Origin of the sequence: Pedobacter sp. (genome assembly GCF_035566355.1) — a bacterium.
Lineage (GTDB): Bacteria > Bacteroidota > Bacteroidia > Sphingobacteriales > Sphingobacteriaceae > Pedobacter.
In genome coordinates this window covers 1-21,892 of sequence record NZ_DATMRL010000269.1, presented here as the reverse complement: position 1 = coordinate 21,892, position 21,892 = coordinate 1, and the positions used below count along the sequence as shown (strand labels likewise).

Genomic DNA, 21,892 nt, shown 5'->3' with positions numbered 1-21,892 from the left:
TATGAGAAGGATGAAATTGATACAACGTTTGTGTTTTTATCTGCTTACTGTTTCAGTATGTTTTAATGCCGCGGCACAAAATACGGTTGTAAATGAAGTACTACCCTATAAAGATATAGATGGCTATATTATTATCAGGGCGAATGTTGGGGGAACCGAGGGGGATTTTTTGTTGGACTCAAGGGGAAAGGTTGCGGTAACGGAATCAGCTGCTGCTGGGCGTGGCATGAAAGCAGACAATAAAACAAATAACTACCCAAGGGAGGGCTTCCAGGTACTTGGTAATGCAACAGCTATTGGCTTTTTTTTAGGCAATACGGTGTACCAGAAAGATATACAGACTCGTGTACTAAAAGAAAATGCCTTACTAACCAGGCTAAAGGTAGATGGGGTAATTAATTTCAGTGCATTTACTAACGTTGTAGTGACCCTGAACACTAAAGCTAAAACGATAACCCTTTCCACGCCTTATAAACCAGCTTACATGAAGCTGGTGAACCGTGACGATGCTGAACAGTCCTATAATGACGGGCTAATGATTCAAACTACCATTAATGGTAAACCTGTGAAAGCAGTTGTAGACTTCTATGAAAATGAACCTTTGCTACTTTCAGCAAATGATGCTAAGCTGGTTAATCCAGGTAATGCTACATCTGCAACAGTAAAAGTAGCAGGTGTATCGGTTAATAATGTAAAGGTTGCAAAAGGCAATGCCCCATGTACTATTGTTGGAAAATCTATCTTAAATAAAGGGGTAATTTCTTTCGATATTGGACGTAACAAATACTATTTCCAATCTTTTAATCAGGGGGAGGAAACCACAGCCCCTGCTGTAAATAAAGAAGTTGTTACGTTTATTCCCGGAAAGGTAAACCCCATAGACCGTACCTATTTCCTGAAGAATGTTTACGATTATAAAACCAATAAACAATGGAAAACAATAGGAGATAAACCTGTAGTGATTGATTTCTGGGCAACCTGGTGTGGTCCATGTATGAAAATGATGCCTGTTATGGAAGAACTTGCGGCCAAGTATAAGGACAGGATCAATTTTTATAAAGTAAATGTAGACAAGGAAGGAGAATTGAGACAGGTTTTTGAGGCCAATGCTATACCGCTGATAATTTTCGGTTCCTTAAATAATGGTTCTACCAAAGAGATTGGAGCAGACACCAAAGAAAAAGTAGAGGCCCGGATATTAGAACTGCTTAAATAATAAGCGAATCATTCAAATGAAATTATATAAAATCTCTTTCATCCTGATGTTTCATGGCATATGGATGTTATCCTCTGCCAATGGGCAGGTAAAATTAGTGGACAACGGTCGCGATTTTGAGCAATTGCCGCAACATGCAGTTATTGCACAGACAATAGCAAAAATGGTTGCCAATTATCACTATAAAAAGACTAAAATAAATGATTCTTTGTCAACACGGATATTTGATGATTATCTGGAGAGACTGGATAAAGCACATACACTATTCCTGGCCTCCGATGTTAAAGGTTTTGAAAAATACCGTTTTCAAATGGACGATGCCTTACTATCAGGTGATCTTTCCGCTGCTTTTGAAATCTACCAAGTTTATACAGATAAACTGAATGAAAGGGTTGATTATAGTTTAGAGTTGCTTACAGCACCCCTGAATTTATCCTCTTCAGATGTTTTTGATTTTACTCGTGCACAATTATCCTGGTTTAGTTCTGTTAGCCAGGAACAACAATATTGGAATGAATGGGTCCGTTATGAGCTGATCTTGCTTAGAGCAAATCAAAAAACTGAGAAAGCAGCACGGGATATATTGACCAAAAGGTATGAAAAATTAAAGGAAAGGCTGGGGAAATTGAAAAGCGAAAATGCTTTTGAGCAGTTTATGAATGCCTTTGCTGGAACCATAGATCCGCATACCCTTTATTTATCCCCAAGAAATGCTGATGAGTTCAATGTCATGATGAACAAATCGTTGGTAGGGGTTGGACTGGAATTGACCATTCAGAATGAATACCCAACTATTACAAACGTAATCAAGGGAGGCCCGTCAGAAAAAAGCGATCAGATTGCCGTAAACGACCGCATCTTGGCCATTGCTGAGGGCGAAAACGGTGAATTTGAAGATGTAGTTGGATGGGACCTGAATGAAGTGATACAGAAAGTTCGTGGTGTAGTTGGTTCAAGGGTACGGCTGCGTATCTTACCACCAGGAACAACAATGACTGTTAAGCCGAAAGAAGTTACATTAGTTCGGGACAAGATCGTGCTGGAAGACCAAAAAGTAAAAAGTGAGGTAAAGATTGTAAAACAGGGCGGCAAAGAACGTAAAATTGGAATTATTGCCATTCCGAATTTTTATTTTGATGTCAATGCTTTTAACAAAGGAGATAAAGATTATGCCTCCACCTCACATGATGTTAGAAAGGCCCTGGAAAGTTTTAAAAGCCAGGCAGTAGAAGGTGTGATGGTCGATTTACGCAATAATGGGGGAGGCTCTTTAAAAGAGGCGATTGATCTTACTGGGCTATTTATCAATTATGGTCCGGTGGTACAGTTGCGTGATGCAAATAACAAGATAACTGTTGATTCGGATACGGATAGCCTGCTGGTATATGGAGGTCCGCTAACGGTGCTGATTAACCGCCTGAGTGCCTCTTCTTCAGAAATTTTTGCAGCAGCGATGCAAGACTATGGGCGGGCGGTGATTATTGGTGAGCAAAGTTTTGGTAAAGGTACAGCTCAAAATACTTACGCACTGAACCAGGTTGTTAAAGATCCGGAGAAGAATTACGGGCAGTTTAATATGACTTTTGCGAAGTTCTATCGTGTAAGTGGAGCAAGTACACAGAATCATGGGGTAACACCCGATGTAAGCTTCCCATCTTCAGGTAATTCCATATATGTAGGCGAAAGCACTATGAAAAATGCGCTTCCTTATGATGAAATCCCAGCAACTGCTTTTAAACCTGTTTTTCAGTTAGAAGAGATCAATTCTATTTTAGAAGAGGATCATGAAAATCGGATAAAGAATGATCCGCAATTTCAAGTATTACAGCAGAAGATTTCAGAATATAAAAGGTTAAATGCACAGAAATCAGTTGTATTGGATTTGAAGAAAGTTACCGATGCACAAGCTGTAAATTCTACAACTATCCTGAATAAAGATAAAACAGACTATGTTAAAGAGGAAAGCTTAAAAGTTACTGCTGAACTGGTTAGTAAAATAGCCTCCAAAGTAAAATAGATATAAATGAAATTTTTAATTAACGTGTCCAGGTGATATAATGATAAAAAGGGCAACGCTGGATAGCGACCCTTTTTTTACGCTCATGAAATGAAAAATATAGCTAACAACATCAGTTTTCTTCGTAAAGAGAAAGGATTAGGGCAGCGTGAAATGGCCGGTGTGCTGGGCATTACCTCTGAAGCTCTATAATATACGGCTTAACGCCGCTTCAAATTCAGTTTGCCCGTTTCTTTTAAGAGCAGGAAAGTGCGGGGCTGGTTTGGGCGGCGTTAAGTCTTAAATTATGCATAACAGAACCATAAACTTAACGATTGCTTAATTTTTGGATACAGGAAATTACTTAGTTTGGCGCCGTGAAAAACCTTTCTGATTCTGCTTTATTGTCCCTGATGGGACAAGACAATGAGCTAGCATTTTCTTGTCTTATAGATCGTTACCATTCTACCTTGTTTCGTCATCTATTAAGAAGGACACAATCGCCCGATGATACCCAGGAGATATTACAGGACATATTCATCTCGCTATGGAACAAACGCAAGACGTTGCATTCAAGTGAAAGCATTTATCCATATTTGTTTAGTGCAGCAAAATACGAAGTCATCTACTGGTTTGTAAAATCAGAACGGAATGTCCGCAGAGAAGCATTGCTTTCTGCGCTCAAACCATCCATAAGTTTTTCTGCAGAAGATACCTTGATGGCCACGGAACTTGAGAATTTATTGAACATTGAAGTTGCAAAAATGCCTTCTACTATGAAAGCCATATTCCAGTTAAGCAGAAATGAGCTTTTATCAGTAAAAGAAATAGCAGAGCGTTTGCATATTTCTGAACAGACCGTTAAAAATAATACTTCAGCCGCTCTAAAACGTCTTAAATGTGTGCTCAAAAGAGAAGACTATGTAATAGTCTTCTTAGCTGTCCTCTTTACATTACGGTAAATTAACATAAGGATAAGAATTATTTAACGGTACCATCGGCGCTTTAAGTAGGGTATAGTGTTGATGAAAGCAAATAAAGATTTATCCGGTTCAAAACAATTGCTCCGAAAATATCTCGAGAATCAGTGTACTGCCGAAGAAGAACAAAGGATACTTGAATGGTATTTTTCTTTTGATGAAACAGATGATTTTCCAATCCATGATCAGGAGCAGGAAAGAATCAGAAAATTAGCGCGTTCGAACGTGTTTTCCGCAATCCGTTCTGGTCAAAAGAACCATCGCAAGTTTTGGAACTTAGCAAAACCCATTTTAAGAATTGCAGCTGTTATGCTGGTGATCTGCGCAGTTGCTTTTCTAGGTCTTCGTTATACAACTGGAGAAAAAACTGTTGGTTTGGAACTTAAAACTACTGTTGCCGAACGGAAATTCATTACCCTGGAGGACGGAACAAAGGTATGGCTCGGAAATGCAAGTGTATTGCACTACCCTTCGAGCTTTAAAACCAACAGCAGAGAAGTTGAACTGGAAGGAGAGGCCTTTTTTAAGGTAAACCATAATCCCAAAAAACCTTTTCTCATTCATACACGAAAGCTAAAAATACAGGTACTGGGAACCAGCTTTAACGTAAGGTCTTATGCTTCAGACAGAGAAACTGCAGTAAATGTTGCCAGCGGTAAGGTGGCGGTGCTGAGTGCGGGGAATCAGGTTATGCTTGAAAGAGGTCAGGGCATTATTTATGATCACATCAGTAATCAATTTGGTCAACGCTCAAACGAAGGGACATATTCACCTGTATGGCTTAGTAATACATTATATTTTAGATACGAGACCCTTCGCATGATCAGTTTGCGTTTGGAGAGATGGTACGGAGTGAAATTTGAGATTACGGATCCGCAGCTGTTGCAGAAACGGTATACTCTGGAGCAGCACAATGAAACATTGGAAAATGTAATGAAAGTGCTTTCTGCTGGTGATTTTAGCTATCAAATCAAGGGCAAGACAGTAAAGATTTGGAAATAATTTTAAGTAAAAAAGGAGGACAATTTGAGGAAATAAAGCCATTAAGTTCAGGCAAAAAAAAGCGGACTGTACCACCAGTCCGCCCAAACAGCCATTAATAATTCATGATTATGCGAAATGATAAACTATTTAAAAGCTATGCACAATTCTACGAAAAGAAATGCAAAAAAATTAATTTATAAGATGACGAGATTCACGTTTTTTGTCCTCTTTCTGACGTTATTCCTTGGCGGAATACTCCAAGCCAGTGAGGTGAGGTCTCAGGATTTAAGGGAAACTAATGTAACCCTGAATTTGCGGAATGCTACTCTGGAACAAGTATTTAATGAAATAAAAAGACAGTCTGATCTGACTTTTACTTATTCTCCAGAAGTTGGCCTTAAGGCTGCGGCGCCGATTGATGTTAAAAATATGTCGGTTATCGATGTGTTCAGCAAGATCCGGGAAGAGTCGGGAGTAGAGTTTAAACAGGTAAACCGGATGATCAAAGTCATTCCGGTTGTTCAGGAACCTGGCTCTTTAAAGGGGCATATTAAAGATGAAACTGGAATGCCTATGGTTGGTGTAACGGTTCAGATAAAACAAACGGAACGGTCTGAATTTAAAACGACAACATCTGATTCCGAGGGAAATTTTCATTTCAGCGATTTAAAGGCAGGAAAGACGTATGATGTCATATTCAGCTACATAGGGTTTGACAAACAACTTGTAAACGCCTATTTAATTAAATCTGGAACGGAAAATGTCCTGCAGGTCAGTATGCATTCTTCATCTGCAAATTTACAGGAAGTTGTGGTTACGGCTTTGGGCGTAAAAAAAGAGACCAGGAAAATTGGTTACGCGGTACAAGAGGTGAAAGGTGAAGAGCTGGTCAAAGCCAGAGACTCTAATCCAATTACAGGATTGACCGGTAAGGTTGCCGGTCTTTCTGTAGCTATGAATGCAGAATTGCTTGGTGCGCCGTCATTACTCCTGCGTGGTAACCAAATTTCTTTATTTGTAATAGATGGGGTGCCAATCAGTTCAGATACTTATAACCTGAGTCCTGATGATATTGAAACTTTTACTGTACTTAAAGGTCCTGCAGGCGCTGCTTTGTATGGGAGCCGGGCACAATACGGGGCGATATTAATTACCACAAAAAAAGCAAAAAAGGAAAAAGGCATAACTGTAGAGATCAATTCGACCAATTCTATTGATAAAGGTTTCATTGCAGAACCACAGACACAGCATGAATATGGCGGTGGGATGTATGGTCAATATGCCTACGCTGATGGTTTTGGCGGCGGCTTGCAAGATGCTCAGTATCAATTGTGGGGGCCCAGATTCAAAGGGCAACTGATTCCTCAATATGATGGTTTGTATACGCCAGGACAAACCTATACCACAAAGTTTGGCGACCTTAGCTACACGGGTAACATCAAACCTGAGCCTTATTTGAACAGGGGTTATGTAGACGGTAAAAGTAATCTTGACCGATTTCTGCGCCCGGGTTTTCAGACGACCAATAATATAGCACTCTCTGCGACAGGAGAAAAGTATGCTATGCGTTTCTCCGTTTCGGAATCGAATCAAAAGGGGATTGTACCCAACACTGGGTTAAACATTTTTAACTTTAATACTTCGGTTACCTATCAGCTGTCTAAACGGCTAACCTTCAATTCAGACGTGAACTTCAGCAAAACATATTCTGACAATGTTCCTGATGTTACTTACGGTCCCAACAGTTTGATCTACAACTTATCTGTATGGACGGGAGACGAATGGAATGTCGATTCACCGGATATCAGAAATAAATGGGTACCCGGAAAAACAAATCAACAGATCGTTTTTCCAGAGCACGTGCATTATAACAATCCATGGATGATGGTTGAAGACTGGACCAGAAGCCACGATAAAACGGATGTATACGGATATCTTTCCCTTAACTATAAGATTGATGATCATTTAAACCTAACCGGCCGGTCGCAGATCACTACCTATTCCCTCGTAAGAACCGAGAAAATGCCATGGGGAGCTTTTACGTATTCAAGAACACTTGGGCAGGGAGATTATCGGGAAGACCGAAGGAACATGTTTGAAAACAATTCTGATGTACAGTTAAACTATAATTATAATCCAACGAAACTCATTAACCTTTCTGGTTTAGTTGGAAGCAGCCTGCGAAGCTTTAATTATAATTCAAATTTTACATCTACAGATTACCTGGTTATTCCAAATGTATATAATTTCAATAATTCACTGAATACCTTAATGACCAATAATTTTCGGTCAAAAATGCAGGTAATTAGTGCCTATGCATCTTTAGATGCCTCAATTGGAAAATATGCAACCTTATCTGCCACTGGAAGGATTGATAAATCATCGGCCTTACCCGATGGAAGTAATGTTTATTTCTATCCAAGCATTTCGGTAGCCTCAGTGATCTCTGATTATATCAAATTACCTGAAGTAATTTCTTACATGAAGATCAGAGGATCATTCGCTACGGTACATGGCGATGCCACGGCTACAAGTATTGGGGGGACTCCTTATAATGTTTATACGACGCTGGGCGGTTCGACAGCCGGCACGCTCAATACCGCATTTTCTGCTTATGGAAATAATTATCTGAGCCCATATGGCGGGCCAGATTATTCACTTCAGTCGGTGTTTTCAACCAGTAAACCCTATAATAATGTCACCGCTGCAACTTCTTCAACCAGTATCTTCGATCCCAATATTAAAACATTTAACCGTAAAACTTTTGAAGAAGGGCTAGACATCAGAGTGTTGAAAAACAGGATTGGATTGAGTGCTACTTTTTTCCAGTACATTGATGGTCCTCAGATTTTAGCAAATTCAATTTCTCCTACAACTGGTTATACTACTTATTATATTAACGCGCTGAAAACTAAGAAACAAGGTTTGGAATTGACGTTGACGGCCACACCTGTTAAATCACATGATTTTTCATGGGACCTTACCGCCAATTGGTCTACTTTTAAAGATACCTATCTGGAATTGCCCCCTGGACAAACCTATTACAATACTTTCTTTCAGAAAGGGGATAGAACAGATAAATTATATAGTTCAGGATTTGTAAAGGCACCCGACGGACAGATTGTGTATGATGCCGGAGGCAAGCCATTAAAGAATCCAGTGAATCAATTTCTGGGCTATATGAATGCAGATTTTGCCTGGTCAATTGGAAATAGGTTTGCCTATAAAAACTTTTCATTGAGCTTTCAGTTTGATGGAAGCGTTGGCGGAAAGATTTCCGACCGGCTTTATTCACTGACTATGCAGGGGGGCGCCAATATCGCCACAGTAGAGGGAGCTATTGGTAAATCAAGACTTGATGATGATGCCAACGCAGGTGTGTCTAATTATAAAGGTACTTATGTAGGCGATGGCGTTCAGGTTTCAAATGGGGTGCCAATCAAGTATGATAATTTTGGCCATATCACCAATTATAACGAATTACAGTTTACTAAAAATACAGCCACCAGTACAGTTCAATCCTGGGCAACTCAATATTATGGCCAAATACAGGAAGGGATGCTGGTGAGCAAAACTTATGCGAAACTTAGGGAGGTGGTCATTGGCTATGATCTACCTAAGGAATGGCTGAAAAAGTCATGGATTAAAAAGGCAAGTGTTTCTGTATTGGGCCGTAACCTGCTCTATTTTTATAAAGACAATAAGTATAAAGGCATAGATATCGAGCAGTTTAATGCGGCCAACGGAGCTTCAACGCTTCAAACACCAACCACACGGCGCTATGGTGTGAACCTAAATGTTGTATTTTAAAATTGATCAAATGAAGAGATATATTAAAAGAGTATGGTTACTGATTGCATTTGCGGCTGTAGTAGGCCCGGGCTGCAAAAAGAACTTTCAGGATCTATATTTAAATCCAAATAAACCAACAGTTGTTCCCGCTTCCCTGCTGCTAAACAGTATTTTGAATAGTATGCTGGAAGCTCCCGGATCGCAATTGGACAGAACAAATCAGTACCAGCTTCAGAACAATTCCTATTTCGGTAATAATCAGTATAATTTTGACTCGGGGAGTAACTTGTACCCCACACTGACCAATGTTGTGAATATGGAAAGTCAGGCCGTACTTGCAGGTGCAGATGATTTGAATCCTTATCATGCATTGGGTAAATTTTTCAGGGCTTATTTCTTTACTAAAATGAGTCTTCAAATGGGCGATCTGCCAATGTCTGAAGCATTGAAAGGGGAAAAGATGCTTAAACCAGTATATGATAGTCAGAAAACGATTTTTATGACCAGTCTGAGCTTGTTAGAGGAATCCAATAAGGATCTCGCCGCCCTGATTACCAAAAATAACACTTCCCTAAGTGGGGATATGTATTTTGGTAATGATCTGCGTGCCTGGCAAAGGGTAGTCAATACGTATAGATTAAGGTTACTGATCCACCTGAGTAAAAAGGTAGAGGATACAGATCTTAAAGTTGCACAGCAGTTTGCTTCAATTTTATCAGACCCTGCTACTTATCCGATCATGAAAAGCAGTAGCAATGATCTCCGGTATATCTGGCTAAACCCCACCAATCGATATCCATTAAATAAGGAATTATTTGCAAATGGTGCTTTGAATAATAGTGCCGATACCTATGTTGGATTGTTGACCGCAAATAAAGATCCAAGGGTCTTCGTAACTACTGATCCTGCACCAGGCTTAGTTACAGCGGGTGGAAGTCCCACAGATTTTGCTTCTTTTCAGGGCGGAAATATTGGTTTGGATATGGGTGTTCTCGCCAGCCAAAATGGAGGTGGTAAGCTGAGCTATATCAACCGGTACCGTTATTTTTCGGGATATACAGGCGAGCCAACGGCCATTATTAATTATACGGAAATGTGTTTCAATATTGCAGAAGCGATCAACAGGGGATGGGTGTCGAGTGGTCCTATCGGAGGAGCTGAGGCTTATTATAATGAAGGAATTAAATCTTCCATGGCATTTTATGGAATACCGGATAAAGGGGCTATGACGGTTTACTCACTTCCTTTGGGTATTTCAATAAATGGACCCTATGTGAGTAATACTGTTAACGTAGATTATACCACATACTATGCGCAACCTGGCGTGAAATACGCAGGCAATAATACAACTGGACTTCAGCAGATCATACAGCAAAAGTATGTTGCATTTTTTCTGAATAGTGGCTTAGAAGCTTATTTTAACTGGAGACGTACAGGCTTCCCTATTTTTAAAACAGGTGTTGGGACGGGTAATAACGGAAAGATCGCTTTACGTTACAAATACTTCGCAGCAGAACAGTCTGCAAATACCGATAACTATAATGCAGCGATAGCCCAATATGGAAATGTAGATGATGTAAACGGAGTGATGTGGCTCCTCAAATAATTATTGCAAAGACCTAGTTAAAAAAAATAAAATAAAAAATAAATTATGAAAAAATTAATAATAGTAACGAGCATGCTGTTGGCGGGTACTGCCTTCGGACAACAAAAATTAGATGTACAGGCGCATCGTGGTGGGATGGCTTTAATGCCAGAAAACACTATTCCTGCAATGATCAATGCCGTTAAACTTGGCGCCAGAACCCTCGAGCTGGATCTTGCAATTACCAGCGACGGTAAAGTAGTGGTATCCCACGATCCTTATATGTCATCAAATTTTATGCGTAAACCAGACGGTTCTGATGTAACAAAAGAAGAAGAAAAAAGTATGGCTTTATTTAAAATGACTTACGATAGCATCAGTCATTTTGATTCAGGAAGCAGATTATACTCGGCATTTCCTGAACAAGTAAAAATGAAAACCCATAAGCCACTTTTATCTGATCTGATAGATAGTGTAGAAGCTTATGTGAAAGAAAATCATCTTAAACCTGTATATTATAATATTGAAACCAAAACTTCCCTAATGGGCGATGGGGTGTATAATCCCTTGCCAGACGTTTTTGTTAAGACGATGATGGAGGTGATTGATAGCAAAAATATTAAAAACCGCTTTATTATTCAGTCCTTTGATGTGAGAACCCTGCAGATTCTGCATAAAACTTCACCCAAAGTGAAATTGGCTTTATTGGTTTTTGGTAAGATGGATATTGCTTCAGAACTTAAAAAGAACGGTTATTCTAAAGAAACGGAAGCGCTGGTAAAAAAAATGAACATTAGTAGTGGTGGATTAGACGGTGAGTTGGCTAAATTGGGTTTCACCCCTGATATTTATAGTCCGTACTATAGTGGTGTTGATGCTGATCTGGTGAAAAAAGTACATGAAAAGAATATGCTGATCCTTCCATGGACGGTGGATAAAGAAGAAGATATGGTTGCCTTGGGGAAACTTGGTGTTGATGGGATCATTAGCAACCGGCCAGATCTTTTGGTGAAATTGTTCGGCAGTTATCAGCAGAAATAAACTGTCTAATATTTATTTCAGAGCCCAATCATTTTTAGGATTGGGCTTACTGTTCTTTTAACATATCTAACAGATAGGGCAGTGCAGGGTTGACATTGTCCTTCTTCCATGTCGCAAACAGCGCAGTTTTTTGAGGGACATTTGTCAATTCAATAAACCTGATGTTGGGATTGTCTGTATGTGCCAGGGAAGTAGGTATAATCGATAACCCCATTCCATTTTCTACCAGTCTGAAAATGGTTGGTGCGTGGATGGAACGGTGAGCAACCTTGGGTACAAAGCCCTGGTCGGCACAGAGATTGAGAATCTGCTGATAATACAATTGGCTTTTTTCGTTTGGAAATAAGATGAACGGCTCCTGGGCCAACTGGGCAATATTGTCAAACTTTTTGCTGGTCATGGGATGAGTGGCAGGCAATACCAAAGAAAACGTTTCCACATACACCCGTTTATTGATAAAACCCTCTGGTAAATGATTACTCCTCATGAAACCAATATCAAGGAGTTCATTTTGTAAATGCATGAACTGATCGGCATTGCTCAGCTCATCGAGTTGAAATTTGATATTTGGACAGTCGCTGTTGAACAGTTTAAGTACGTCGGGCAGTACAGACTCCATGGCCGAGGCCACAAAGCCTATCCTGATCTGTCCTGTATTGCCCATTTTTAATAATTTTATGTTCGTAACTGCAGTTTCTATCTTATTGAGAATTTGTTGTACATCTTTATAAAATAAGCTGCCCGCATCGGTAAGATATACCTTCTTGTTTGTCCTGTCAAACAATTGAACTTTCAGAATCCCCTCCAATTGTTTGATCTGCTGACTTAATGCAGATTGTGATATAAAAAGTAGCTCAGAGGCCTCGCGGTAATGTAATTTCTCCGCCAGAACTTTAAAATAAGCGAGATGCCTCAATTCAATTTGATTAGCGATACTTATCATTACTTAATTAATATGAATTGTCAGTAATGATAAATGTAGAGATATTTGGCAACAAACTAAATATAAACATGATTAAAAAAGTACTTACACTCGGACTTGGAAAAGTAGGCACACTGGTTGGTTCACTATTGAGCAAGCAATTTGAGGTGACGGGTATGGATAAACAAGCACCACATTATTCATTTGATCTTCCATTTAAAGTGGTTACAGGAGATGTAACAGACATCCAATTGATGGAAAAGATTATTTCTGAACACGATGCGGTGGTATCTGCGCTGCCCTACTTTTTAAATAAGGCGATTGCAGCCATTGCCCATAAACAGGGAAAGCATTATTTTGACCTGACAGAAGATGTGGAGACAACCAATTATATTATCGGCTTAAGTGAAACGGCGACTTCTGTAATGGCGCCACAATGCGGGCTGGCTCCAGGTATTATTGGGATTATAGGTGCGCATTTAGCCAAAGACTTTGAAAAATTACGTTCTATAGAAATGCGGGTAGGCGCGCTGCCTAAATACCCTAATGGAGAAATGGGTTATTCTTTTACCTGGTCTGCAGCAGGAGTAGTCAATGAATATATAAACGATGCCGAAGCCATTCACAATGGTCAGCGCAAACAGGTTATTTCACTGCAGGGAAAAGAAGCCATCAATATAGATGGGGCTGGCTACGAAGCCTTTTATACTTCAGGTGGACTAGGCACCATGTGTGAAACTTACGAAGGAAAAGTAGATAAATTAGACTACAAAACAATTCGTTATCCCGGACATTGTGATTTAATGAACTTTCTGATTCATGAATTGCATATGAAAGACAATAAACAGCAATTGGAAGATATTCTCAAAAATGCAAAACCAGAAGTTCAGGAAGATGTGGTACTGATTTATGCAGTAGCCGAAGGATGGAAGGATGGTCAAATGAAAAGGAATGAATACTGTAAATCATGTGCTCCGATGGTTATTGACGGGCAGCACTGGAGAGCGATTTCCTGGACGACAGCAGCCAGTTTAGTGGCAGTAGTAGAAATGGTTGCGGCGGGAGCATTACCTTCTAAAGGATTTATCAAACAGGAAGAAATCTCTTTTGATGCATTGCTTGCCACCCAAACCGGCAGTTTTTTTAAATAAAGAATATGAATTTTAATAAAAATAAACCTTTAGACGTTTTTTTAAATATCCTTTTTGAGCGGTACCGGGACCAGGTGCCGGCTGTAAAGAAGATTACAAACGCACTCGTTGAAAAGGGTGTGATCGCGTCACAAAAAGAGATCATCAATGATCATATAGCTTTCAGAACACTGGGTGTCCCGAATTTAGGGATAGCCTCTTTTGAAAAGATATTCCTGCACCATGGTTATCAAAAAAGGGACTATTACCATTTTGAAAGTAAAAAACTGAATGCCTACTGGTATTCACCGCCTTCTGCTGAATATCCAAGGATTTTTATGAGCGAATTGATTGTAGACCAGCTCTCCGAACGTGCCCAAAGGATCATTCAGGGGTACACAAAACATATCGGGAAAGATCCGGTTGATCTTTTGGATCTTAGTGATGGAAAGGCTGTTGGAGAATTCTTTCACCAATCTCTATGGGAACTTCCTAACAAAAAAGATTACCAGGATTTGCTTGAAGAAAGCGAATATGCCGCCTGGGTCATCTTTAACCGCTATTACTTAAATCACTATACCATTAGCGTTCACGACCTGAAAGATGGTTATAATACACTGGAAAGCTTTAACGAGTTTGTAGAATCATTAGGATTGAAACTGAATGCTGAAGGTGGAAAAATTAAAGTGAGTCCGGATGGCTTATTGCGCCAGAGCAGCACAGTTGCTCAAATGCATTTGGCAGGTTTTTCTGATGGAGAAACCATGCCAATAGCAGGGAGCTATGTAGAATTTTCTGAACGTCTGGTGCTGCCGGAATTTAGAAACTTACCGGTCCTGTCAATTAAGCCCGAACACCGCAGAGAGGGCTTTGAAACAGGCAATGCAGATAAAATTTTTGAAAGTACATATATCAGGCAAACGGAATCCTGATCAAACAAAACGAAATGAAGATGAATCAAATTTTAAAAAGATTAGGGATTGAGGAAGTCAATCAGGGAACCTCTACAGGTTCTTCATGGCTAAGCTCCGAAGGCAAACAAATCAGCTCATTTTCTCCGGTTGACGGAACCTTGATTGCAGACGTTCAAAGTGCCGATGCAGCTAATTACGAAGTTGTGTTAAAAAAGGCTCAGGAGGCATCTTTATTCTGGAGAAATATTCCAGGACCAAAACGTGGCGATATCGTACGTCAATTTGGGGATGCGCTTCGCGAACAGAAAGAAGATCTGGGCACCTTGGTTTCGTATGAAATGGGTAAAAGTTTGCAGGAAGGTTTAGGTGAGGTTCAGGAAATGATCGATATATGTGATTTTGCTGTTGGACTTTCCCGCCAGCTTTACGGATTAACCATGCATTCCGAAAGGCCAAATCATAGAATGTATGAGCAGTGGCATCCTTTAGGCATTGTAGGTGTCATTTCTGCTTTTAACTTCCCTGTTGCAGTTTGGGCTTGGAATACTGCCCTGGCCTGGGTTTGTGGAAATGTATGTGTCTGGAAGCCCTCTTCTAAAACGCCACTCTGCGCCATTGCATGTCAGCAAATTATAGCCAGAGTTCTTAAATTGAACGACATGCCTGAAGGTATAAGCAATTTGCTGATTGGCAATGCGGCGGGTGATATGATCAATAATGACAAACGCATTCCACTTGTTTCCTTTACCGGATCTACAAAGATCGGAAGAATTGTTTCTTCGGCAGTTGCTTCAAGGTTTGGACGTAGTATTCTGGAGTTGGGTGGAAATAATGCTATTATTGTTTCTAAAGATGCAGATTTGGAAATGTCTGTTATCGGGGCGGTATTTGGAGCAGTTGGTACTGCAGGACAGCGCTGCACCTCTACCCGAAGGCTAATTATCCATGAAGATATTTATGAAATATTGAAGGCTAAACTGGTAAAGGCTTATGCCCAGCTTCGCATAGGTGATCCTTTAGATCAGAATAATCATGTGGGGCCACTTATAGATAAGCAGGCCGTTGAGATATACAACAACGCAATTGCGAAGGGAAAAGAAGAGGGCGCCGTTTTTATTGTAGAGGGCGGGGTGCTGGATGGTGATGGATTCATTTCCGGCTGTTATGTTAAACCATGTATTGCTGAGGTTAAAAATGATTATGAAATTGTACAAGATGAAACATTTGCGCCGATACTTTATCTGATCAAATATAAAACCCTGGAAGAGGCTATCGCCTTGCAAAATGGTGTTCCTCAGGGCTTGTCGTCGGCAATCATGACCCTCAATTTGCGTGAAGCAGAACAATTTTTATCTGCAAATGGCTCTGATTGCGGGATTGCTAATGTAAATATCGGTACTTCAGGAGCGGAAATCGGCGGTGCATTTGGAGGTGAAAAAGAAACGGGAGGGGGAAGAGAAAGTGGTTCGGATGCCTGGAAAGCTTATATGCGCAGACAAACAAATACCATCAACTATTCAAATACGCTGCCCCTGGCTCAAGGGATAAAATTTGACTTTTAACATTTCATAAGCGTGAAATAAATAGGCATAAAAAGGAGCCGTTTCGTGAAAACGAAACGGCTCCTTTTTATTTGAAAAATTTTGACAATAAATTTGATAAACCGATTGGTTGCTTTTATGTTTGGAACAAATAAGGAAAAAATGAGCAATAAAATCGTTGTTACCGCTACTGTACATGCTGCTATTGGAAAAGTTTGGGATGATTATACAAACCCAGAACACATCATCAGATGGAACTTTGCAGATCCTTCCTGGCAATGCCCCTCTGCATCAAATGACATGCGCGTAGGAGGAAAATATTCGGCAAGAATGGAAGCCAAAGATGGAAGTTTCGGTTTTGATTTTGAAGCAGTTTATAATGAGGTTATTGAGGGGGAAAGATTTACCTATACCATGCCAAACGGAAGACAGGCAGCTGTTGTTTTTAAAAAAGATGGAGATCAAACCGAAGTCACGGTTACATTTGATCCGGAAACAGAACATCCTCTGGAAATGCAGAAAAATGGTTGGCAGGCTATACTGGACAACTTCAAGAAATATACAGAATCAAACTAACACCAGAATATAAAGGAACATCCTTGGTCGTCAGCAAAATAAAAAGTTTACGGCCAGGGCCTGTTTAAAAGTTTTTTTATAAATTGAATGCAAAACGCCAGTGATGCATTCAATTCTACCTTTTTTACTAGCCATGATCATGGTCATCGTACTGTTGAACATGTGGGCTGCCAAACTCAAAATTGCTTATCCCATTCTATTGGTGGTTGGGGGGCTGTTGATCAGTTTTATACCTGGATTGCCCATGGTAAAGATTCACCCGGATCTGATTTTCTTTATTTTTCTTCCACCGATGCTTTTTGAGGCTGCCTGGTCTATCTCTTTTAAAGAGATGAAAAAATGGTGGCGTATCATTGGTAGTTTTGCATTCCTTGTCGTTTTTTTTACGGCATTGTCTGTGGCCCTGGTAACTAATTACCTGCTTCCAGGCTTTACCATTGGACTTGGATTTTTATTGGGCGGCATTGTATCCCCACCTGATGCAGTGAGTACCGGAGCTATTACCAAATTTGTTAAAATACCAAATTCCACTTCGGCTATTTTGGAGGGTGAAAGTCTGTTAAATGATGCGTCCTCGCTGATCATCTTCCGTTTTGCATTGGTGGCCGTTGGCACTGGTCAGTTTATCTGGCAGGATGCGGCGCTGAGTTTTGTGTGGATGATTGTTGGAGGTGCGGGTATTGGTTTATTGCTGGGCTGGATATTTGTCCAGGCACATAAATATTTGCCGACAGATGCGCCTTCAGATATAGCACTTATGCTCATTGAACCTTATTTTATGTACTGGATAGCGGAGCAGGTACACAGCTCTGGGGTGCTTGCAGTGGTAAGCGGCGGTTTATTTATGTCTGCGAGAAGGCTGATTTTTTTGAGCAGCACGAGCCGCATCAGGGCATTCAGTGTATGGGAAAGTTTCATATTTATCTTGAATGGCATCGTCTTTATGATTATCGGCCTTGAACTGCCCGAAATTATAGGAGGATTGCGCTCAAAAGGGATTCCTTTGAGTACGGCTATCGGTTATGGTGTGCTGGTTACAGGGATTTTGATCGCTGCACGTATCATTAGTTCTTATGTCGCGATGGCAGCCACGTTGATCTTCCGCCCGAGTGTAGCACCTGCTGTATCTTCCAGTAGAACGCGCTGGACTATTCCATTGTTTCTTGGCTGGACAGGGATGCGTGGCGTGGTATCGTTGGCTGCTGCATTATCCATACCTGTCGCATTTGACAATGGGATTGCTTTTCCGAACCGGGATTTAATACTGTTTATCACTTTTGTTGTTATATTACTTACACTCGTAGTACAAGGGCTTACACTTCCTTACTTCATCGATCGTATGGGGCTCTCAGGTCAAATATTTAATGAGGAGGCTGAAGAATCGGCTAAACAAAAAATGAAGCATGGGCTAAAGGAACATGTCTATAAATTTCTTAAAAACAAGTATGATAATGAGTTGAATGGGCATGCTGGTATGGAGAAATTTTTAAAGCATTGGGAAGAAAAATCAAAAGCTACAGACGACAGCTGGATGAATGAGAAAACAAAGGTCATCTTTGTTGAACTGCTCGAAAGCCAACGCCAATATCTTACTGAGTTGAACAAGAATTCTTCTATTAACGAAGAACTTATCCAGCAGCAATTGTATCAGATTGATCTTGAGGAGGAACGACTGAAAGTTATTTAGAATTTAAAGTAGCCTCAGGGCCTTGCGGGTTACGTGTTAGTCAGACTAAAAGATCTCAACTGGCTATTAGTCACCGATCCTTTTTATAAAAAATATGAATATAAATTGCGCAATTAAATACTTGCACATATATTTGCAAGTGAATGCTTGCGTAATATGTTTAATTTAAATTTATAAAGATGAAAAGGACAATTGTATACACTGTTATTGCACTGCTGATATTATCGTCTTGCAGTAATGCAAACCCAATAAAAGAAAGCAGGAACCAAGTTAAGGGAAATCTAAATGATACTTTGATTTCGAAAAAAGGCTATTCAGAAGTCAATGGAATTAAAATGTACTATGAAATTTATGGACAGGGCAAACCTCTTGTTTTGCTTCATGGAGGTGGCTCTACTATCCAAACTACCTTTGGCAGAGTTATACCCATGCTTGCTAAACATAGACAAGTAATAGCGGTAGAGCTGCAAGCACACGGAAGAACCAGTGACAGAGATAAGGATGTATCATTTGAGCAGGATGCAGATGATGTTGCTGTACTTTTACAGCATTTGAATATTGATAAAGCAGACTTTTTTGGTTTCAGTAACGGCGGGACAACGACTGTTCAGATTGTCATTCGTCATCCTCAAATAGTTGATAAGATGGTTTTAGGTTCTGCACTTTGCAAACGCAATGGTGTTCCCTTACAATTTTGGGATTTTATGAAACAGGCGAAGTTGGCCAATATGCCTGAACAGTTAAAAGAGGCTTACCTTCAAGTAGCACCAGATCCTAAAGGCTTGCAAATCATGCATGATAAGGATGCGAAAAGAATGGTGAATTTTACAGATATACCAGACCAGCAGATCGAATCCATTAAGGCACCAGTACTAATTATTATAGGAGACAAAGATGTTATAACGCCTGAGCATGCTATTGACATGCATAGGCAGATGATCAATTCAGAATTGGCTATAATTCCAGGTATCCATGGCGAGTATATTGGAGAAATAACCACACTTAAATCGGCTTCTAAAGAGGAAGACTTTGTTATTCCAATGATTGAAAGATTCCTTGATAAATCAGAAAAAGGAAAGCGGGAATGATCTCCGACCATTCCCGCCTAATCTAAATTAACGCTCTCGTATATAAAGACGCTAAAGCAGAAGTAATATTGTGTTGAACTTAAGTTTTTATAAAAATTAGTCGTTTTTCGACAGGTTTATCCCAGTAAGGCCTTCAGAAACAACTTCCTTTGTTAAGTTAATAGGTTCTGCAGTTTGAGTAGGTACTCTAACCGTTTCGGCTTTCAAATCTTCGCGAACATCCAAATTGTTAATGTTTCGGTGGATTTCTCTTTTTACACCTTCTGAGGCGTCTTTAAAATCCCTTATTCCCTGGCCTAGCCCACGTGCTAGTTCCGGTAACTTTTTGCCACCAAACAGAAGAAGAATGACTGCAAAGATCAGAATGAGCTCGCTTCCTCCAATATTTAAGAATTCTATTAATGTTCCTTGATACATATGCTTTTATAAAAAAAAAAATGATGTGTTTTCAAAGATAGAATGCGATAAAGACATTTCAGTCTACATTAAAACATTTTAATGTTAATATGATTTTCATATTAAATAATTTCGCCATAGGCTCAGTTTATCGGTTAAAAGAAAAGCTATTCTATGTAATAGAATAGAAATAGAATAAACTTATATATTTGCTTAAACGGACGAAATATCATTTAAATCAATAATTATTCCCGATGAAACACAAACTTTGGCTTAACCTTGTACTCTTGACTTCAATTTCTTTCGCGTCGACAGCACAAACTGTAACACTTGATTATCATTTTAACCATGAAGTAAGAACTACAAAAACAGGGCAGAAGGAAAGGTTTCATTACATGTGGGAAGATACCGGAAGCACAGGCTTTTCTATATTGGGAAAGGCCTTTACCAGCAATGGTGCAAAGTTGAAATCTTTGGATGCCGCGCCAACAGCCGCCAATTTGAAAAATACAGATGTATACATTATTGTTGATCCAGATACTAAAAAAGAGAGCCCAAATCCTAATTATATTGAAAAGAAAGACATCCTTGAAATTGTTAAATGGGTGAAATCAGGAGGCGTACTGTTTTTACTCGCGAATGATAGTGCTAATGTAGAATTGCCTCATTTCAATCAACTGGCGGGGAAATTCGGGCTGCATTTTAATGATGATCTTCAAAATCATGTGATTAATGACGATCATTTTGAGGATGGTGCTGTAGAAATTAAGAATGATCCAATTTTTAAAACCAGCCGCAAGATATTTATGAAAGACGTTTGTTCTATTTCGATTAATGGCGCAGCTTATGCAGGATTGAAAAATAAGGACAACGCTGTTATTATAGCCATCACTAAATACGGAAAAGGGACGGTTGTAGCTGTCGGAGATCCGTGGTTGTACAATGAATATACAAACGGGAGGTTGCCATCAGATTTCGAAAATGATAAAGCAGCCCATGATATTACAAAATGGTTGATGGAGCAGGTTCCAGCGAAATAATCTTTTACAGGTAATAAAAATATCATTTTGATAAAGTTTAACAGATAAGATTTGGATATTACAATTAAGCATCGTAATATTGCGATATATAATTATGGGACTTACTAAATCAGAAATATTCACCGAAGAGCAAAACAGGCTTTCAACTTTACTGAAAGCCATTGCCCATCCAGCCAGGATCGCCATCTTACAGCAGATCATTAAATCTAATGCCTGTATTTGTGGCGATTTGGTAGAAGAATTAGGATTAGCACAAGCCACAATCTCACAACATTTAAAAGAACTGAAAACAGCGGGTTTAATTCAGGGTACAATTGAAGGCGTATCTGTTTGTTACTGCATCAATCCTATAGTTTGGAAAGACCTGGAAAAACAGCTTTCAGGCTTCTTTGGTACTTATAACCTAAAGACAGACTGCTGTTAAAAAAATTTGGCTATATGTATCGTAATATTGCAATAATACTATAAATGAAATCTAAAATTATAATCATCATAAACAGAACTTAAAATCATGGATAAATTAGAAGCAATTAACTGGAAAACCTTTAAAGAAACATTGGAACAACATCCCGACTTGACGTTACAATTTCAATACGCAGAAGACAAATGGGTGGATGCTTCCTATCACATCACCGAAATAAAGCAAGCTCCGATCGTATCGGTAGACTGTGGTGGTGTTATGAATAGCTGGACCGAGATCATTGTGCAATTGTGGGAGCCAGAAGGAGAGGAACAAGATAGAGCGATGAAAGTAAGTAAAGCATTATCTGTTGTTAACCTTGTAGAGAAGTCACTTCCTTTAAATCCCCTCGGTACAGTTAAAATTGAATTTGGAAATTCTCAATTTGATACCAGGCAAATGTTTCCAAATGGCTTTCTAGTATCTGGAGAAAACCTGATTATTGATTTGCGTCCAGATGCCGTTGAGTGTAAGGCTATTGGAAGAGGTGGAAGTTGTGGTACAACGGATACTGGTGAGGAGTGCTGTACTCCAATGGTGAAGA

18 protein-coding genes are annotated in these 21,892 nt (G+C 39.6%); 16 read left to right on the top strand and 2 right to left on the bottom strand.

From position 1 onward, the window contains the following. Window position 1: 1 nt before the first annotated feature. From VNZ46_RS10670 to VNZ46_RS10640, 7 genes are all read left to right on the top strand, one after another. Window positions 2-1,216, top strand: coding sequence for a thioredoxin domain-containing protein (locus VNZ46_RS10670; RefSeq protein WP_325560148.1), 1,215 nt, complete (start codon window positions 2-4; stop codon window positions 1,214-1,216). Between the two features lie 16 nt (window positions 1,217-1,232). Next, window positions 1,233-3,233, top strand: a complete 2,001-nt coding sequence (locus VNZ46_RS10665) for a carboxy terminal-processing peptidase (protein ID WP_325560147.1) — start codon at window positions 1,233-1,235, stop codon at window positions 3,231-3,233. Window positions 3,234-3,625: 392 nt separating this feature from the next. After that, on the top strand, window positions 3,626-4,174 hold the full coding sequence (locus tag VNZ46_RS10660) for an RNA polymerase sigma factor (RefSeq protein WP_325560155.1): 549 nt from the start codon (window positions 3,626-3,628) through the stop codon (window positions 4,172-4,174). 63 nt (window positions 4,175-4,237) lie between these two features. Then, entirely contained in the window at window positions 4,238-5,194 is a 957-nt protein-coding gene (locus VNZ46_RS10655) for a FecR family protein (RefSeq protein WP_325560146.1), read from the top strand. Window positions 5,195-5,377: 183 nt separating this feature from the next. Continuing rightward, window positions 5,378-8,986: a SusC/RagA family TonB-linked outer membrane protein gene (locus VNZ46_RS10650; protein ID WP_325560145.1), complete on the top strand. Its 3,609-nt coding sequence runs from the start codon at window positions 5,378-5,380 to the stop codon at window positions 8,984-8,986. A 10-nt stretch (window positions 8,987-8,996) separates the two neighbouring features. Then, a complete protein-coding gene (locus VNZ46_RS10645; RefSeq protein ID WP_325560144.1) occupies window positions 8,997-10,574 on the top strand; it encodes a SusD/RagB family nutrient-binding outer membrane lipoprotein in 1,578 nt (525 codons plus the stop codon). Between the two features lie 45 nt (window positions 10,575-10,619). After that, window positions 10,620-11,594, top strand: coding sequence for a glycerophosphodiester phosphodiesterase family protein (locus tag VNZ46_RS10640; RefSeq protein WP_325560143.1), 975 nt, complete (start codon window positions 10,620-10,622; stop codon window positions 11,592-11,594). A 46-nt stretch (window positions 11,595-11,640) separates the two neighbouring features. Here VNZ46_RS10640 and VNZ46_RS10635 read toward each other — a convergent pair whose 3' ends face one another. Beyond that, window positions 11,641-12,537, bottom strand: coding sequence for a LysR family transcriptional regulator (locus VNZ46_RS10635; protein ID WP_325560142.1), 897 nt, complete (start codon window positions 12,535-12,537; stop codon window positions 11,641-11,643). 68 nt (window positions 12,538-12,605) lie between these two features. Between VNZ46_RS10635 and VNZ46_RS10630 the strand changes: the two genes are divergently transcribed. The 6 genes from VNZ46_RS10630 (at window position 12,606) to VNZ46_RS10605 (ending at window position 19,452) form a co-directional block, all read left to right on the top strand. After that, window positions 12,606-13,667 carry a saccharopine dehydrogenase family protein gene (locus VNZ46_RS10630; protein ID WP_325560141.1) on the top strand — a complete coding sequence of 354 codons (1,062 nt, stop codon included), beginning with the start codon at window positions 12,606-12,608 and terminating at the stop codon, window positions 13,665-13,667. A 5-nt stretch (window positions 13,668-13,672) separates the two neighbouring features. Next, the gene (locus VNZ46_RS10625) at window positions 13,673-14,578 is read left to right on the top strand and encodes a DUF1338 domain-containing protein (protein WP_325560140.1); all 906 of its coding nucleotides are present in this window, start codon (window positions 13,673-13,675) and stop codon (window positions 14,576-14,578) included. A 14-nt stretch (window positions 14,579-14,592) separates the two neighbouring features. After that, entirely contained in the window at window positions 14,593-16,122 is a 1,530-nt protein-coding gene (locus VNZ46_RS10620; RefSeq protein ID WP_325560139.1) for an aldehyde dehydrogenase family protein, read from the top strand. 141 nt (window positions 16,123-16,263) lie between these two features. Then, entirely contained in the window at window positions 16,264-16,677 is a 414-nt protein-coding gene (locus tag VNZ46_RS10615) for an SRPBCC family protein (protein ID WP_325560138.1), read from the top strand. A gap of 103 nt (window positions 16,678-16,780) precedes the next feature. Further along, window positions 16,781-18,364: a Na+/H+ antiporter gene (locus VNZ46_RS10610; protein WP_325560137.1), complete on the top strand. Its 1,584-nt coding sequence runs from the start codon at window positions 16,781-16,783 to the stop codon at window positions 18,362-18,364. A gap of 179 nt (window positions 18,365-18,543) precedes the next feature. Next, window positions 18,544-19,452, top strand: a complete 909-nt coding sequence (locus VNZ46_RS10605) for an alpha/beta hydrolase (RefSeq protein WP_325560136.1) — start codon at window positions 18,544-18,546, stop codon at window positions 19,450-19,452. A gap of 96 nt (window positions 19,453-19,548) precedes the next feature. Here VNZ46_RS10605 and VNZ46_RS10600 read toward each other — a convergent pair whose 3' ends face one another. Further along, complete coding sequence (locus tag VNZ46_RS10600; protein ID WP_325560135.1) at window positions 19,549-19,869, bottom strand: twin-arginine translocase TatA/TatE family subunit; 321 nt, start codon at window positions 19,867-19,869, stop codon at window positions 19,549-19,551. Window positions 19,870-20,102: 233 nt separating this feature from the next. On the opposite strand from VNZ46_RS10600, the gene VNZ46_RS10595 reads away from it, so the two are divergent. From VNZ46_RS10595 to VNZ46_RS10585, 3 genes are all read left to right on the top strand, one after another. Further along, window positions 20,103-20,888 carry a DUF4350 domain-containing protein gene (locus VNZ46_RS10595; RefSeq protein ID WP_325560134.1) on the top strand — a complete coding sequence of 262 codons (786 nt, stop codon included), beginning with the start codon at window positions 20,103-20,105 and terminating at the stop codon, window positions 20,886-20,888. A gap of 94 nt (window positions 20,889-20,982) precedes the next feature. Beyond that, on the top strand, window positions 20,983-21,312 hold the full coding sequence (locus tag VNZ46_RS10590) for a metalloregulator ArsR/SmtB family transcription factor (RefSeq protein WP_325560133.1): 330 nt from the start codon (window positions 20,983-20,985) through the stop codon (window positions 21,310-21,312). Window positions 21,313-21,399: 87 nt separating this feature from the next. After that, a partial coding sequence (locus tag VNZ46_RS10585; protein WP_325560132.1) for a DUF6428 family protein occupies window positions 21,400-21,892 on the top strand: 493 nt, incomplete at its 3' end.

Coding starts and splice junctions, on each gene's coding strand:
- VNZ46_RS10595 (WP_325560134.1), top strand. CDS start 20,103: ATGAAACACAAACTTTGGCTTAACCTTGTACTCTTGACTTCAATTTCT.
- VNZ46_RS10620 (WP_325560139.1), top strand. CDS start 14,593: ATGAAGATGAATCAAATTTTAAAAAGATTAGGGATTGAGGAAGTCAAT.
- VNZ46_RS10655 (WP_325560146.1), top strand. CDS start 4,238: ATGAAAGCAAATAAAGATTTATCCGGTTCAAAACAATTGCTCCGAAAA.
- VNZ46_RS10605 (WP_325560136.1), top strand. CDS start 18,544: ATGAAAAGGACAATTGTATACACTGTTATTGCACTGCTGATATTATCG.
- VNZ46_RS10600 (WP_325560135.1), bottom strand. CDS start 19,869: ATGTATCAAGGAACATTAATAGAATTCTTAAATATTGGAGGAAGCGAG.
- VNZ46_RS10630 (WP_325560141.1), top strand. CDS start 12,606: ATGATTAAAAAAGTACTTACACTCGGACTTGGAAAAGTAGGCACACTG.
- VNZ46_RS10635 (WP_325560142.1), bottom strand. CDS start 12,537: ATGATAAGTATCGCTAATCAAATTGAATTGAGGCATCTCGCTTATTTT.
- VNZ46_RS10610 (WP_325560137.1), top strand. CDS start 16,781: ATGCATTCAATTCTACCTTTTTTACTAGCCATGATCATGGTCATCGTA.
- VNZ46_RS10650 (WP_325560145.1), top strand. CDS start 5,378: ATGACGAGATTCACGTTTTTTGTCCTCTTTCTGACGTTATTCCTTGGC.
- VNZ46_RS10590 (WP_325560133.1), top strand. CDS start 20,983: ATGGGACTTACTAAATCAGAAATATTCACCGAAGAGCAAAACAGGCTT.
- VNZ46_RS10615 (WP_325560138.1), top strand. CDS start 16,264: ATGAGCAATAAAATCGTTGTTACCGCTACTGTACATGCTGCTATTGGA.
- VNZ46_RS10665 (WP_325560147.1), top strand. CDS start 1,233: ATGAAATTATATAAAATCTCTTTCATCCTGATGTTTCATGGCATATGG.
- VNZ46_RS10640 (WP_325560143.1), top strand. CDS start 10,620: ATGAAAAAATTAATAATAGTAACGAGCATGCTGTTGGCGGGTACTGCC.
- VNZ46_RS10645 (WP_325560144.1), top strand. CDS start 8,997: ATGAAGAGATATATTAAAAGAGTATGGTTACTGATTGCATTTGCGGCT.
- VNZ46_RS10625 (WP_325560140.1), top strand. CDS start 13,673: ATGAATTTTAATAAAAATAAACCTTTAGACGTTTTTTTAAATATCCTT.
- VNZ46_RS10670 (WP_325560148.1), top strand. CDS start 2: ATGAGAAGGATGAAATTGATACAACGTTTGTGTTTTTATCTGCTTACT.
- VNZ46_RS10660 (WP_325560155.1), top strand. CDS start 3,626: ATGGGACAAGACAATGAGCTAGCATTTTCTTGTCTTATAGATCGTTAC.